Below are 13,415 nucleotides of genomic sequence, written 5' to 3'. Positions count from 1 at the left end.
TCTTTGTTTTTTGCTTGCTTTTTGCTTTGTTTTTCTTTTATTTGCTTTCTTCTTCGGCAATCATTTCTTCAAACAATTGGCGGATTTTTGCCCGGTATTCTTCCAATGTCGATGTGTTTTCAATGATTCTGTCAGACGCTGCAATTGCTTCACCCATGCCCCATCCGATTTCGCGCGTGTCGCGCTCTTTGAGCTGTTCGATGTTGTCCATATCGTCTTCTCTTTTGCGGGCGACGATTCTGTCAAAACGCTCTTCAATCGGGGAATCAATGGCAATGGAAACGAGCATGAATCCGTCGCCGAGATGTTCTTTGAAATAATCGACTTCGGCAATTCCGCGAACGCCGTCGATGACGAAAACTTTGGACGGATTTTCGTTCATTTTTTCTTCAATCATTGCCATACAGCGTTTGGCAATGGCGTCCATCCCTTCTTTTTCACGCAGCTCGTTTGCGATTTTGCCGCCGTCGGCAGGGTCGGCCCCGCGCAATTCGACTTCTTTTCGAATGACATCACCCATCGTCACGACGGGAATTCCCATTTCTCTTGCAACATTGGACGCTTCAGATTTTCCGGAGGCAGGCATGCCGACAAAAGCGATAATTCTCAATTTGATTTCTCCGACAATTAGTTTAATTCTTTATTTTTACTTTTAATTTTATTTTTGATTTTTAAAATTTTAGTGTTTTTGGAAAATGATTTCATTCGTTTTAAAATATCCCCCGCAAAAGCAAAACTAAATATCAGAACATCTTTTGAATAGTCTCTGAGGCTGTTTTATGTTTTTTGATTTCAACTCCAAGAAGCCGGCTTTATTTTTGGCGCCGATGGCGGATGTCACAAACCCGGCTTTCCGGCACGTTGCCCATATTTGCGGCGCTGATTTCACGTACACGGAGATGATTCACTCCGACGGCTTTAATCACGACGACCCGTATGCGAAAAACCGTGGTTTTTCAATCGGCGGTGTTCCTTACGGGATTCAAATTGTCGGAAACGATGCCGAATCCATTGCAAAAACCGCCGCAGGTTTGGAAGGATTGTTTAGCCCGGCAGCCAAAGTGATTGATATTAATATGGGCTGCCCGTCTCCGCCGATTACCAAAACCGGCTGCGGCGCGGCTTTGATGGCGCAGGATTTCGGAACGGCCAATCATCCGGCAAACATCGTCCGCCGCGTTTGCGAAACCGCCGAATTGCCCGTCACCGCCAAAATCCGAATTTACAAAGACCATGAAAAAACACTTCGGCTGGCAAAATCTTTGGAAGATGCCGGCGCTGCCGCAGTCACCGTTCACGGACGAACGCGGGGTCAGATGTATTCCGGAAATGCGGATTGGAAAATCATTGCCGAAATTAAAAAAGAACTTTCTGTTCCCGTCATTTTAAACGGGGATATCGTTGATGAAAAATCGCTTCAAACGGCAATGGATCTGACAAACTGCGACGGTTATATGATCGGCCGTGCAGCTATCGGAAATCCGAATCTTTTTCGAGAATTAAAATTTTATTTGGAAACAGGCGAGCCGGAAATTGTTTCGGTACCCGACGAATTTGAGATTCGCGGCGCGGATTTAAATCAGTATTTTGAAAATTTGAAGCGATACAATTTGCTTCCGCATGTCAATGTTCGGGCGCATGCGCAATGGTTTACCAAAGGTTTGCCGTATTCGCGGGAAATGCGCTTAAAAATCAATGATTTTCATAAAGAAATTAAAATCAGGCATTTATCGGATGACGAATTGTCGGCGGAGAGAGAATCGCTGACAGTTGAAATATTGAATGTTTTTGATGAATACGCTGAAAAATGCAGGCGGGAATTTGTTTTCTAAACATTAAAATGCGGTAACATTTTGTTCATATTAATATAAATTTCAAATTATTAGTTGCTTCGGTAATGGGTGTATTTGAACTTGTTTCAAAAATGATTTCATCTTTTTCATTAAATATTTGAAATTGTTTATTTTTGAACCGTATTTTAAAAGATCTGGCTGCAAGGTACCAATCACATTTGATACCCAATCCACTACAAGGTAAAGAAATAATCCCAATTCGTTTTAAGGATTGTTCCAGTGCGGAAAGGAAAACATCCCGATTAAGACCATTGAAGACTTTATTCGGACTCATAATCACCGTATCATTTACTATGCGTAATAACAGATATGATTGATTCATATAAGAAAATATTTCTGGATAATCTATAAAACAATGTCTCCAGTCCGTTTCGGGTATCGCTGATTTTTTTACAATAGTGTTTAATTGTGTTTCTATTGAATTATTTGAAGTTAGATTGTCTAATAATTCTTTTACAAAAATATTACAATTTGAAAACAGATCTTTTATACTGGAAAAATATTCATTAGATTTATCGGGTGCTAATACTCTATCAGGCCCAGTGATTGTTGTGGAATAATCCCCAAAAGTGAGTAATGCTCTCCGAAGAAGATGATTGTCGTGTTTTGGTCCTGCCGCATCAAAAAGTTCAGAAATTTTCATCCAATAATGTTGAAAAATTTCTTTATCATACTGTTCTTCTTCATTGCCTGCAAGATAAAGCGCTGATCGAATTTGTCCATTAAAGTATGGGTGATTTTCTGCTTCATAGATGGTTTTCGCAAAATCTTCATCTTGTAAAATTATTTTAGATTTTATGTGTTCTTCGCGAATTTGATCATCAAATCCCAGCACATTTTCATTGGAAAAATATTCTAACAATTTGTCTTTTTGTTCTGCCAATTTGTCTATTTCATCTATTAACCCGTTTTTATAATTATAGGATGTATGATTCTCCGAATTTAAGATAATATTTCGTATAATTCTAAGCCATTGTTTAAATGAGCCATTATCAGTTCCTTTTGATAAGCATAAATATTTAGAAACGGCGTGAAACAAAACCTGATTTTTGTGGTTATTGTTTTCATCTAATGCATCGAAAATGAATTTATATGCCGGTGAATATTTTTCTGAATGCTTATTTGAATGGTTTGAAAGAAAATTTAGGGTATAATAAATGGTTTCGAATATTTGTTCATCTATCCTTGAAAAATCCAAAGTTAGTTCCCAATCATCTTTTTCATGAAAATCAATTATTTCATGATTCCTAAACAAAGTTTCAAAAAACGCTAAAAATGTTTGGTCAAAATCTTGCAAATTTTGTCCCGAATGTTCCCAAAACAAATCAGTCCATTCGTTATCAAAAGAATTTTCAAATTCGTTTGTGAATGGAATGTTAAGTTCTCTCATTTGAGCATTTAAACTTGCTTTGAAGTTTTCAAATTGGGTTAAAGGCTTTCCCCGGGCATTCAGTTTAATGTATAGTGTATCTTCCATGCCGAGGTCATCCATATCAAGAAACTTAAACACAATGGGGTTATATTCTTTATTTGACAATTTCATGTCAAGATCTTCAATAGATGAAAATTCTTTCTTTATATCGTCTAAGACTATAAGCACAGATTCTATTGTCGGGTCAAATTTCCAATTTGGCGCAAACCACTCAGAGTCTTTGATTTCTTCGGAAGGGGGCAATAATGATGCAAAAATCTCTTTGCGGTTTGTGGTTAATTTTTCAAAAAAAGCGTGAGAGCTTATTCGCGTTTTATATGTAAAACGGTGAAAAAGTTCTGTTTTTGATTCATCATTGCGGAATGCATAAAGGTGCAATAAAAAAAGTGTTGTTAGCCGTTGTTGTCCATCAATCGGAATAAAATCGTTACCTTCCACTTTTCCGTAAACAAAATTCAAATCTAACGGGGGAGTTTTTTGCAATATAGCCGCTTTCATATCTGAAAGTAAATTTTGGCGAACGATTTTAGCATGTTCATCTTCTCGTCCCTGTACATAATCTCTTTGTATAATCGGTATGACAATATCATATTTTTCCAATAAGCTAAGAAGAGTTTCAATGCCTTGTTCATTCATTCAAAATCATCCCCTCGGAAAAAAATATCCAACGTTTTTTCTATTTCTTCAATATAGTTTTGTTTATCTTCATCTTTCCAAATATCCATATTTTCTGGTTTTGAAGAATATGCTTTGAGGAATACATTTTTGGTACAAGTTGGTACAAACAATCCTTCAGATTCACGTTCTAGTATAATTCTTCGTTTTACATCAAATGACTCGGCGGCATATTCAGGTTCTCGATTGGTTTTGCTGTCAAGTAACGTTAAATTCCATAATGCATCGTCAGCATCGCCGCTTTTATCGGCGATTGCATGGATATGTTCAATATCCCAAAACCGTTTTTTATAAACCTCAAAAGGAAAACGATTTTGTTTTTCACTTTTATTAACCAAAGTTGCAATGTTAAACAACAACAGTATTTTTTTAACAACATTTTTATCCTCATATGAAATTTCTGAAAGAGGCTCATACTTTTCGAGAGTGTGTTTTGTTTTATTAAGTAATTCTTTTTTCCCATCACTTTTTCTTTTGCCTTTTGTAAGATTGAGAATTTCCGAAACTCTTATACCGGAAGCAACAAGGTATCCGATTATATGATATTTATCCAAATCGTCATACCAATCTTGAAATTCAAAATATAATTTCTCTACCTCTTCCCACAATTTCTCCACAAATTGTGCTTTATCATTTGTTTCATTAAGTATTGATGAAAATACCAAAAAAGCAAAATAATTTTGTTTAAGTATTGGATTGTTTGATTTATCATTTTGTCTTTCGGCCAACACTTCAAATAACATATCAATTCTAGTTCCATTTGGGTCATTTTCATTGAGAAAATACCAAAATGAATCATTATACAGTCCTTGCTCAATTCTATCCCATGAACGCGAAATCTCAATTTGCGTATTAACATTTTTCTCTGTAAAATTGTCTCTATTTAATAATAAGGCTTTTATAAGTTCGGCATTTGTAAGTGGTATTTTACCTAAATTCACTTTTCTAAACATGGCAATCGGATCTTCATCTTCGGGAAGTTCATGCCAAATAAAAGAAACATTTTCATACATTTTTTTGTTTAATTCTCTTATTTCAACAGATTTATTCTCTTGTCGTTCAAACCATTCATTAATAGCTTCATATGCCGAAACAATGTGAAAATAATCAACATTTTTCTTTTTTTCAGATTTTAAATCCATATTATTTGATAAGGATTTTAAAAAAGTTGCACTATTTTCTCGAGTTTTATATTCAATTTCAAATGGCAGTGTAACAGATTGAATTTTTTGAGCAGCTATCTTCATAAAAATATATATTGTCGTAAGTCGCTGTTGCCCGTCAACGACTTCAAACATGTCATCATCTCTTTTTTTTACGATCAGAGGTTGCAGACAGTATTTTTTGTCTCCTTCTGTTGAAAATTCCCAAACATCATTTAACAAAGCCGTAACTTCATGTTTTGTCCATCGGTATCCGCGTTGGTATGCAGGAACTAAAAATCGACATCCTTTAAACTCACTTACAGTTTTCGTTTGAATTGTCATGTTTTCATCTTTTTAACAAACCATTCATTTTATACCTTTTCTAGCGAGTTATCTTAACAAACATTAAAATGCAAAGTTTTCCATACTCGTAATAATGACTGTTCCGCTTCCGCATCCGTTCATCCGCCGGTATGTTCCCGAGGACAAATACAGTATTCTCATGCTTGAAGCGGAAGCTTTTAACGAACACAATCCTTACGAATACATTAATTTTTATGAAGTCTTCCGCGACGGATTTTTTGTCTGCGCAATCGGAGAAGATATTGTCGGTTTTATTGTCGGCTACGCGCTTTCAGAATCGGAAGGACATATTTTTTCGCTTGCCGTCAGCAAATATCACAGAAACCAAGGCATTGCCGAACGTTTGATTGATCACATCTGTACTTATTTCCTGCTCAAAGGCCTTCAAAAAGCATCTCTTGAGGTTCGCGTGAGCAACAAGCCGGCGATTAATTTATACAATAAACTCGGTTTTTCGGCAGCGTGGGTCGAATCACAATATTATTCCGACGGAGAAGACGGTTACGTGATGATGGTCAATTTAAATTCGTATTTCATCAAAAAAGAGGAAAGCAAAGTTTTCGGAAAATTAAAAGAAAACGAAAAAGGCGTAAATTGACTTTGTTGATTTTGATATTTCAAACAATTTAATTCAACCGCTTGAAACTTTATTTGTTTTTTAGATTATTTTAAACAATCTGGTGATTTTCGGAAAATAATCGGAAATTGTTTTTTTGCTGATTTCATTTTCGGATTTTTCAAAGCCGTAGGGTGTTTCCTTGGTCTGGAAGATCAAAGGCAGGTTTTGGATGCCGAAGGTTTCAGCGTGCTTGTCGGCAGTTTCCTTAAAGGATGCGATATCTTCGGAAGTGAATTCGCCTTCTTTTCCTTCCGAAATTTCAATCATAACATATCCGTCAATATAAGCACCGATACCGATTGCAAAATCCCGATTTTCATACTCTTGCATTATACTGTCCTTTGAAATGGCTTTTGCCACTTGGCTGACAGCCGTCCAGTGTTCATGTGCGGCTTTTCCGCTGATTTCGGGAATTTCACCGTAAACGGCCAATGTGTTTTCATGGTTTCTGAATTCATCCATCAAAGACGGGTTCATCAGAGGTGTCGAATCAATCATATCAAAGCCGATTCTCCATTCACCGGGGCCGATTTGTTTCTCAGTCTCTGCGTCTGCGTAAGCAGGAATAACTGTTGCCCCCAAAATAATGAAAGCAAACAGAACCATTGTGATGTTTTTAATAGTCATTATTAATTAGTAGTATTTTTTATTATATAAGTATTTGCTAAAATTAAAATTGTCTAATTAAATTATCCGGATTAAAATTATGAAGTTTAAAGTGTTTTAAACAAAAAACAACAAGAAACAAAAAACAACAAGAAACAAAAAACAACAAGAAACAAAAAACAACAAGAAACCAAAAACAGAACAGAAACAAAACAGAAACAAAACAGAAGAAAAGGATTGATAAAATGGGAAACCACAAAACTGTGCCGCCGGAAGAATTGCAGGATTTTTACAACAAAGCGCTTTTTTATGCCGCTGCCGCTCATAACGGCCAGTTTTACGCCGGCAATCTGCCCTACATCACACACGTTTGTATGGTTGCCGCCGAAGTGCTCGCCGCCGACAGAATCGAACCGCTGAAAAATATCAAAGATGCTGTTCAAATCGCACTTCTTCACGATGTTTTAGAAGATACCCCGGTGACAAAAGAAGAAATGCTTGAACATTTTGATTCAAGTGTTGTTTCCGGCGTTGATTTGCTTACAAAAAAAGACGGGCAACCGCTTCTTGAATATTTGAACGGAATTCACGCCGGCGGTTCCGATATTGCAACGATCAAAATGTGCGACAGGATTATTAATTTACAAAAGCCGCCGGCGCATTGGGGTGTTGAAAAGATTGCGGAGTATTATGAAGAGTCTTTGAAGATTTTGGAAATTTGTGGGGGCAGGTCTGAGTATGTTTCCGGGCGGTTGAAAAGGAAGATTGAGTTGTATGAAGAGATGTTTATGAAAAAAGAATGAAATGATTTTCAATTGTTTCCTTCCATTTTTTTAAATTCCTTTTCAATCTTTTTCATTTTTTTAAGCTTTTTTTCAATTTTCTTCATCTTTCTATCATTAATTTTGTTATTTTTTATCATCCTTTTAGCTATAATGACAGTGGCCATACTGATGGCAATTATAACAGATATCGAAAAAATATCTAAATATGTATCAATTTCGGAATTTATATTGATAAACATATTAGTCCAAGAAAACATTTCTAAAAATGTCATATTATTCATTCCAAGTGAACACCTCACAAGGATTATAATAATCTCATTCAAAAGTAAAATGCCGCCAACAACAAAAAACATATTTCCTGTAAGATCTAATATGTTTTTCAAATTACTTTTTTTGTTGCTTAAATTAATTAATAGGTATCCAATTAACAGAACAAGCATACTAATGGTTATTCTCAGAAAATCCCAGTTAAACACGTAATAATTTATAAAAGCCACTATTGTACACATTGCAAATAATGGAATTGATTGTTTAATTATTTCTTGTTGTTTTATTTTGTTATTTTTGTCCTTACTAAATGGATTTGGTATTCCCGATTTATTCAATAAAATTGCTACCCCGCCAGTTAATCCTGTGATTGAAAGACTCAATGATTTGATGTAAATTTTTAAGGTTAATTCAAATGGATAATAAAGCGATGAAAATAACAAAATAATTTCACTTGTTAACATCCACAATCCTATAAAATAAATGATGGTCCCAAACCAAGAGGACATTTTCAAATCATTATTATAAAAGTCTTTTAAACTAAATGGATTGAAGTACAACAAAATACTTCCAATAATTAAGAGAGTAAACCCAATCTAAAATCCAAAAGTTAATTGTAGAATTGTTTTTTCTAATTGACAAAATATAAAAATGATAATCAAAAAAATAGCCAAATAACAAATTAGATGGTTAATTCCAATTGATTTATCTTCCATTTTCATTTTTTCCTCATTTTTTTAAAAATCAATAACTTTCTTTTCGAATTCCTAATATTTAAAACGATATGAATAACAATACTGAAAGCAACAACAAAAAATTAAAAATCACAAATATTTGACTTCCTTTTCTCTCATTATTTCTTCTGTTTTTAGTTTATATATCTCGCTCAGTTCTTCTTTTTTCAAAGGGCATTCAACAAGTTTTTCAAATTGAGATTTTTCCAAATGAAGCTGTTTGCTCATCTTTGAAACCAAAAAATTTCCGATGTTTTTTGAACCGTGGCTTGTATGAGTAATAAAAAGTGATCTTCCTTCTGCTGTATGGTAAAAAAATGTTTTATGTTTGCCGTCAGCATTTTCTATAAATCCTTTCTTTTTTAAAGAGTTTTCAACGTCCTCTTTTTTATAAACCATGCTTTTTCCCCACATAATTCAAAAGAAGTTTTTTCATGAAAACACCGCCGACATCTAATTGTTTTTCATCATACTCGACAAAGTTTTTCCACAATATACAGATTTTTTCTTCCATGTCTTGTCTTGCTTTTGCAAAATCTTCATCATATGAAAATAAATCAAAAACATCGACATCTATAACATATGTTCCGTCCTCGTTTGTAACTGAAATCGGAATCGGTTTTACAATTTCTAAATTGCAGTTTTCGATTGTAAATTTATCTAAAAAATCAGGGAAATTATTGCTGTCCATTCTCGTATTTTTTAATTTCTCTTCTTTGATATTTAATTCCGCTGTTTTTTGATATTCATATGTATAAAGAATATTTTCAATCATTCGAAGCTCCTCCCGAAGTTCTTCTCTCGGAATTTTTGAAATCCCTGTACAGTAATATATCGTATTTTCTGTTGAATCCGTCTTTATTGAATTTTTGAAATATTTTTCCCAGATCGGAGATTTGTGACTAAGTTCAATCAGTTCGTCACAATCAGAATCTCCGAAGATTTCAATTGCTAAGATTAATGTCTCCTCTTCTTCTATCGAATATTCAGGAAGCGGTTTGTTTTTCAGATCAAAGTAATTAATTTTATACATTTTTCTGACATTTTCAACAACCGGACCGTTTTCAAATGCAAAAAAATCATCATCAAATAATGATTTTTGGAATTTGTAATAATGAATAAGCCAAGCAAAAAACAACAGTTTTTGAAGTTTTGTATTCCCTTCCCATGAATTCGATAAATCTGATTTTTCTATGAAATATTGTCCGATTTCTAATGCAGATTTCATCATTTTTTCTCCTTTTAAATTGGCCCAATTTTCTAACAGCTTGACGACTATTTATATCTAATTAAATTAAAAAAAGTCGATAGATTATGTTTTTATTAAAATCATTACAAAAATAAATCGAAAATAAAATTAAAATCCGGTTTGAATAAAACAAATTTTTAAAAAAGCATCCGCTCACGCGCGAACAACAAATATCAAAAAAGAAATGAAAAAAGAAAAGAAAATGACAAGTAAAATTACTTGTCAAGTCCGTATTTCGCGATGTTTTTATCGGCCAACTGCTGAATCTTTTCGATTTCTTTGTCGCCGCCTTCCATCTTGAAAAGGTGTTTGAAACGGGATTGTGCTTTTAAGTATTCTTCGACCGGTTTCGGGTCTTTGACTTTCTTAACGGCGGTGATTTCTCCGTTTTCAATTTCGTAGAGCGGCCAGAGGCAGCAGTCGACAGCCAGCTTTGCCATTTCAATCGTCTTGGACGAATCGAAACCCCAGCCGGTCGGGCAGGGCGCATGCGCGTGGATGTAGGTTGAGCCGACAGTGTCAGCCGCTTTTTTGACCTTCTTCATCATGTCGTTTGCATAACCGATGGACGTGGTTGCCACATACGGAGAGCCGTGGGCGACCATGATGGCCGGCATATCTTTCTTGTTGGTGTTGTTGCCGTAAGATTTGCTGCCGGCAGGACTGGTGGTGGTTGAAGCACCGAACGGCGTTCCGCTGCTGCGCTGAACGCCCGTGTTCATGTAAGCTTCGTTGTCGATACAAACGTACATGATGTCATGATTGCGTTCAAACGCGCCGGACAAGGCACCGATGCCGATGTCCATGGTTGAACCGTCGCCGCCCATGCCGATGATCTTGGTGTTGCCTTTGCGTCCCTGTGCAATAAGCGCCGCTTCAACGCCGGACGCGACAGCGCCGCCGTTTTCAAACAAAGAGTGAATCCACGACACATTCCAGGCGGATCTCGGGAACGGGGTTGTCATAACTTCCAAACATCCGGTCGGATTGACAACGATACAGTCGGAGCCGACTGCCATCAAAACATATTTGGCAGCCAACGCGTCACAGCAACCGGCACAGCCGTTGTGGCCGGCGGTTAACAAATTGAAAGGCTGATTGTCGCTCACAGCAATTCCTCCTTCACTTCGTTGAACTGAGATTCAACGTCAATCTTTCCTGTTTCCGCAACTTTCTTCGTTGCTTCGATAATTTCTCTGATGTGCATCGGACGGATGTCACGGCCGCCGTGTCCGACCATGTAGCTGGTCATCGGAATTCTTGTCGGCGTGTTGTAAAGGCCGGCTTTGATTTCCGTAAACAGAGCGCCTTCGTTTCTGCCGATTGAAATGTCTTTTTCAACGACGACAACCGCTTTGGCGTTCTTTAAAGCATTGTTGACAGCTTCTGTCGGGAACGGTCTGAATGAACGGATTTTCAAAACGCCGATCTTCTCGCCGTTTGCGCGGTATTCGTCAACGACATCTTTAATCGTTCCGAGGAGCGAGCCGAATGAAACGATGACAACTTCCGCGTCGTCCAATTCGTAGCCTTCAATCAAACCGCCATAGTATCTGCCGGTCACGTTCTTGAAGTCGTCAGCCGCTTTTTCAATGATCGGAAGCGCGTTCATCATTGCCTGTTCCTGCAAGTATCTGAATTCCGTGTAAACGGACGGGTCGCCGAGCGTTCCGAAAGACATCGGATTCTTCGGGTCCAAATAGTGGTCCGGTTTAAACGGTGGCAAATATTCGTCCGCTTCTTTCTGGTCCATCAAAACGACCGGTTCATAAACGTGAGACAAAACGAACCCGTCCATACAAACCATAATCGGCAAAAGGACATTTTTGTCTTCGCAAATCTTGAATGCCTGAAGCACCATGTCGGCCGCTTCCTGCGTGTCTTCGGCGTAAAGCTGAATCCAGCCGGAATCTCTCTGCGCGATGGAGTCCTGCTGGTCGTTCCAAATGTTAATCGGAGCGCCGACGGCACGGTTGACAACCGTCATCACGATCGGGAGTCTCATGCCGGATGCGTTGAACAACGCTTCGTGCATCAAAAAGAGACCTTGGGATGTTGTTGCGGAATAAGTTCTGGCGCCGGCAGCGGATGCGCCGATTAAGGCGGAAATTGCCGAAAATTCGGATTCCACGTTAATGTATTCGCAGCCGGGAATGTCGCCGTCTGCCATAAATTGGGATAAGTCTTCCACGATGTGGGTCTGCGGTGTGATCGGATATGCCGATATGACTTGCGGGCGCGCAACTTTTGCGGCGTGGGCAACGGCGTATGAGCCTTCAACGACCGTCATCTTGGATTTGTCGTTCGGATTGACTGCCATTATTTTTCCTCCAAAGTCATTGTGATCACATCTTTCGGGCATTCGTTTGCGCAAATGCCGCATCCTTTGCAATAATCGTAATCTGCTTTGTACAAGCATTTTCCTTTGTCATTCGCTGTCGTTTGGTCGGCGTAAATGCACATGTCGGGACATGCGACTTCGCAGATGGCGCAGCGGATGCATTTTTCGTAATCAAAGACCGGCATGAATGTTCGCCAGCCGCCGGTTTTGTTTTCCATTGCCGTTCCGGGTTCGCAGACGGCGCCGATTGTAATTTTCATGCGTTCATCTCCCCTTTGACAAAGTCGTATGCAATGCGGATGGCTTCCGCGTTCTTTTCGCCGACTTTTCCGGCAAATCTTTCTTTCACGGCTTCCTGAATGGATTCGACAGCCACTTCACCTGTGGCGGCTGCGAACGCGCCGAGCAGAATCGTGTTCACGATCGGAACGCCGATGACATCCATTGCGATTTTGGTCGCGTCGACGGTCATGATTTTAGCTTTCGTGTTCAAATTTTTGAAAGCGTCGGCGGATTCTTTCGTGTTGATGATTAAAGCGCCGGTTTCTTTCAGACCGCCCGTCACATTGACGACGTCAAGGAGTGTCGGATCTTGAACAATAACGTAGTCCGGTTCATAAATTTGACTTCTGATACGAATCGGCACATCGTCAAGGCGCATAAAAGCCTGAACGGGTGCGCCGCGTCTTTCCACACCGAAAGCCGGGAAAGCCTGGCTGAATTTGCCGTCGGCAAATGCGGCAATGGAAAGAAGTTCTGCGGCTGTGACGGAACCCTGTCCGCCGCGTCCGTGAATTCTGATTTCTTTCATTATAAGTAACCTCTAAAGTGATTAATCAGGCAGATTGGTTTAATGCGGAAAAATCGACGGCCTATGGCCTGTGCAACCCCCGCAGATATAATATGAGATGCAAAAAATGTGAATGACAGGGTTTGGTTAACGCCCAAAGCAGGAAAACAAAAATTCAAGAATCAGCCGAGAAATTTTTCGGTCAAACTTGACTAGAAATCCTTAACATAACTTTTCCGTTTTTCCCTCTCTTGTTTCGCATATTCTGCAATTATTTTCAGATACGCATATCGATTTATCGTATCTAATAATAATGACAAATCCCTAATTCTGTGCTTTTCTTATTAAGCTTTTGGTAAAGTTAACATTTCAATTACAAATTGAAGGTTTACAATCATTTCCATTAAATTTTATAAATTTCAAATAAGCTTCAAATAAACTTCAAAGAGGCTTCAGATAAACTTCAAATAAGCTTCAGATAAATTTTGAATCTGTTTTAAATTGATTTTCAAACATTTTAATTTTCAAACATCAAAATTAAAAATTTTCAGAATAT

Annotated in this window: 14 protein-coding genes; 3 read left to right on the top strand and 11 right to left on the bottom strand. The window is 37.8% G+C overall.

What is annotated here, in order from left to right; all coding sequences use genetic code 11:
- Window positions 1–37: 37 nt before the first annotated feature.
- Entirely contained in the window at window positions 38–610 is a 573-nt protein-coding gene (locus MmiAt1_RS07045; RefSeq protein ID WP_318786184.1) for a nucleoside monophosphate kinase, read from the bottom strand.
- A 169-nt stretch (window positions 611–779) separates the two neighbouring features.
- Here MmiAt1_RS07045 and MmiAt1_RS07040 point away from each other — a divergent pair, with 169 nt between their 5' ends.
- Window positions 780–1,832, top strand: a complete 1,053-nt coding sequence (locus MmiAt1_RS07040; RefSeq protein ID WP_318786183.1) for a tRNA dihydrouridine synthase — start codon at window positions 780–782, stop codon at window positions 1,830–1,832.
- 25 nt (window positions 1,833–1,857) lie between these two features.
- On the opposite strand, the gene MmiAt1_RS07035 is transcribed toward MmiAt1_RS07040, so the two are convergent.
- On the bottom strand, window positions 1,858–3,921 hold the full coding sequence (locus MmiAt1_RS07035; RefSeq protein WP_318786182.1) for a DUF262 domain-containing protein: 2,064 nt from the start codon (window positions 3,919–3,921) through the stop codon (window positions 1,858–1,860).
- Entirely contained in the window at window positions 3,918–5,447 is a 1,530-nt protein-coding gene (locus tag MmiAt1_RS07030) for a DUF262 domain-containing protein (RefSeq protein WP_318786181.1), read from the bottom strand. The genes MmiAt1_RS07035 and MmiAt1_RS07030 overlap by 4 nt, the downstream gene beginning before the upstream one ends.
- Window positions 5,448–5,541: 94 nt before the next feature.
- Between MmiAt1_RS07030 and rimI the strand changes: the two genes are divergently transcribed.
- The gene (gene rimI, locus MmiAt1_RS07025) at window positions 5,542–6,066 is read left to right on the top strand and encodes a ribosomal protein S18-alanine N-acetyltransferase (protein WP_318786180.1); all 525 of its coding nucleotides are present in this window, start codon (window positions 5,542–5,544) and stop codon (window positions 6,064–6,066) included.
- 60 nt (window positions 6,067–6,126) lie between these two features.
- On the opposite strand, the gene MmiAt1_RS07020 is transcribed toward rimI, so the two are convergent.
- Window positions 6,127–6,714: a hypothetical protein gene (locus MmiAt1_RS07020; protein ID WP_318786179.1), complete on the bottom strand. Its 588-nt coding sequence runs from the start codon at window positions 6,712–6,714 to the stop codon at window positions 6,127–6,129.
- Window positions 6,715–6,938: 224 nt separating this feature from the next.
- Between MmiAt1_RS07020 and MmiAt1_RS07015 the strand changes: the two genes are divergently transcribed.
- Window positions 6,939–7,496, top strand: coding sequence for a hypothetical protein (locus MmiAt1_RS07015; RefSeq protein ID WP_318786178.1), 558 nt, complete (start codon window positions 6,939–6,941; stop codon window positions 7,494–7,496).
- 8 nt (window positions 7,497–7,504) lie between these two features.
- On the opposite strand, the gene MmiAt1_RS07010 is transcribed toward MmiAt1_RS07015, so the two are convergent.
- The 7 genes from MmiAt1_RS07010 to MmiAt1_RS06980 form a co-directional block, all read right to left on the bottom strand.
- Window positions 7,505–8,209: a hypothetical protein gene (locus MmiAt1_RS07010; protein WP_318786177.1), complete on the bottom strand. Its 705-nt coding sequence runs from the start codon at window positions 8,207–8,209 to the stop codon at window positions 7,505–7,507.
- 360 nt (window positions 8,210–8,569) lie between these two features.
- Complete coding sequence (locus MmiAt1_RS07005; protein ID WP_318786176.1) at window positions 8,570–8,878, bottom strand: hypothetical protein; 309 nt, start codon at window positions 8,876–8,878, stop codon at window positions 8,570–8,572.
- A complete protein-coding gene (locus tag MmiAt1_RS07000) occupies window positions 8,868–9,710 on the bottom strand; it encodes a Panacea domain-containing protein (protein WP_318786175.1) in 843 nt (280 codons plus the stop codon). The genes MmiAt1_RS07005 and MmiAt1_RS07000 overlap by 11 nt, the downstream gene beginning before the upstream one ends.
- A gap of 233 nt (window positions 9,711–9,943) precedes the next feature.
- Window positions 9,944–10,837 (bottom strand): thiamine pyrophosphate-dependent enzyme, encoded by an 894-nt coding sequence (locus MmiAt1_RS06995; protein WP_318786174.1) that lies wholly within the window; start codon window positions 10,835–10,837, stop codon window positions 9,944–9,946.
- Window positions 10,834–12,048, bottom strand: coding sequence for a pyruvate synthase subunit PorA (gene porA, locus MmiAt1_RS06990; RefSeq protein WP_318786173.1), 1,215 nt, complete (start codon window positions 12,046–12,048; stop codon window positions 10,834–10,836). The genes MmiAt1_RS06995 and porA overlap by 4 nt, the downstream gene beginning before the upstream one ends.
- Window positions 12,048–12,329, bottom strand: a complete 282-nt coding sequence (locus MmiAt1_RS06985) for a 4Fe-4S binding protein (protein ID WP_316559286.1) — start codon at window positions 12,327–12,329, stop codon at window positions 12,048–12,050. The genes porA and MmiAt1_RS06985 overlap by 1 nt, the downstream gene beginning before the upstream one ends.
- Window positions 12,326–12,880, bottom strand: coding sequence for a pyruvate ferredoxin oxidoreductase subunit gamma (locus MmiAt1_RS06980; RefSeq protein WP_318786172.1), 555 nt, complete (start codon window positions 12,878–12,880; stop codon window positions 12,326–12,328). The genes MmiAt1_RS06985 and MmiAt1_RS06980 overlap by 4 nt, the downstream gene beginning before the upstream one ends.
- Window positions 12,881–13,415 lie beyond the last annotated feature (535 nt).

This window comes from Methanimicrococcus hacksteinii, assembly GCF_032714515.1.
GTDB lineage: Archaea > Halobacteriota > Methanosarcinia > Methanosarcinales > Methanosarcinaceae > Methanimicrococcus > Methanimicrococcus hacksteinii.
This window is presented reverse-complemented; position numbering and strand designations above follow the sequence as displayed.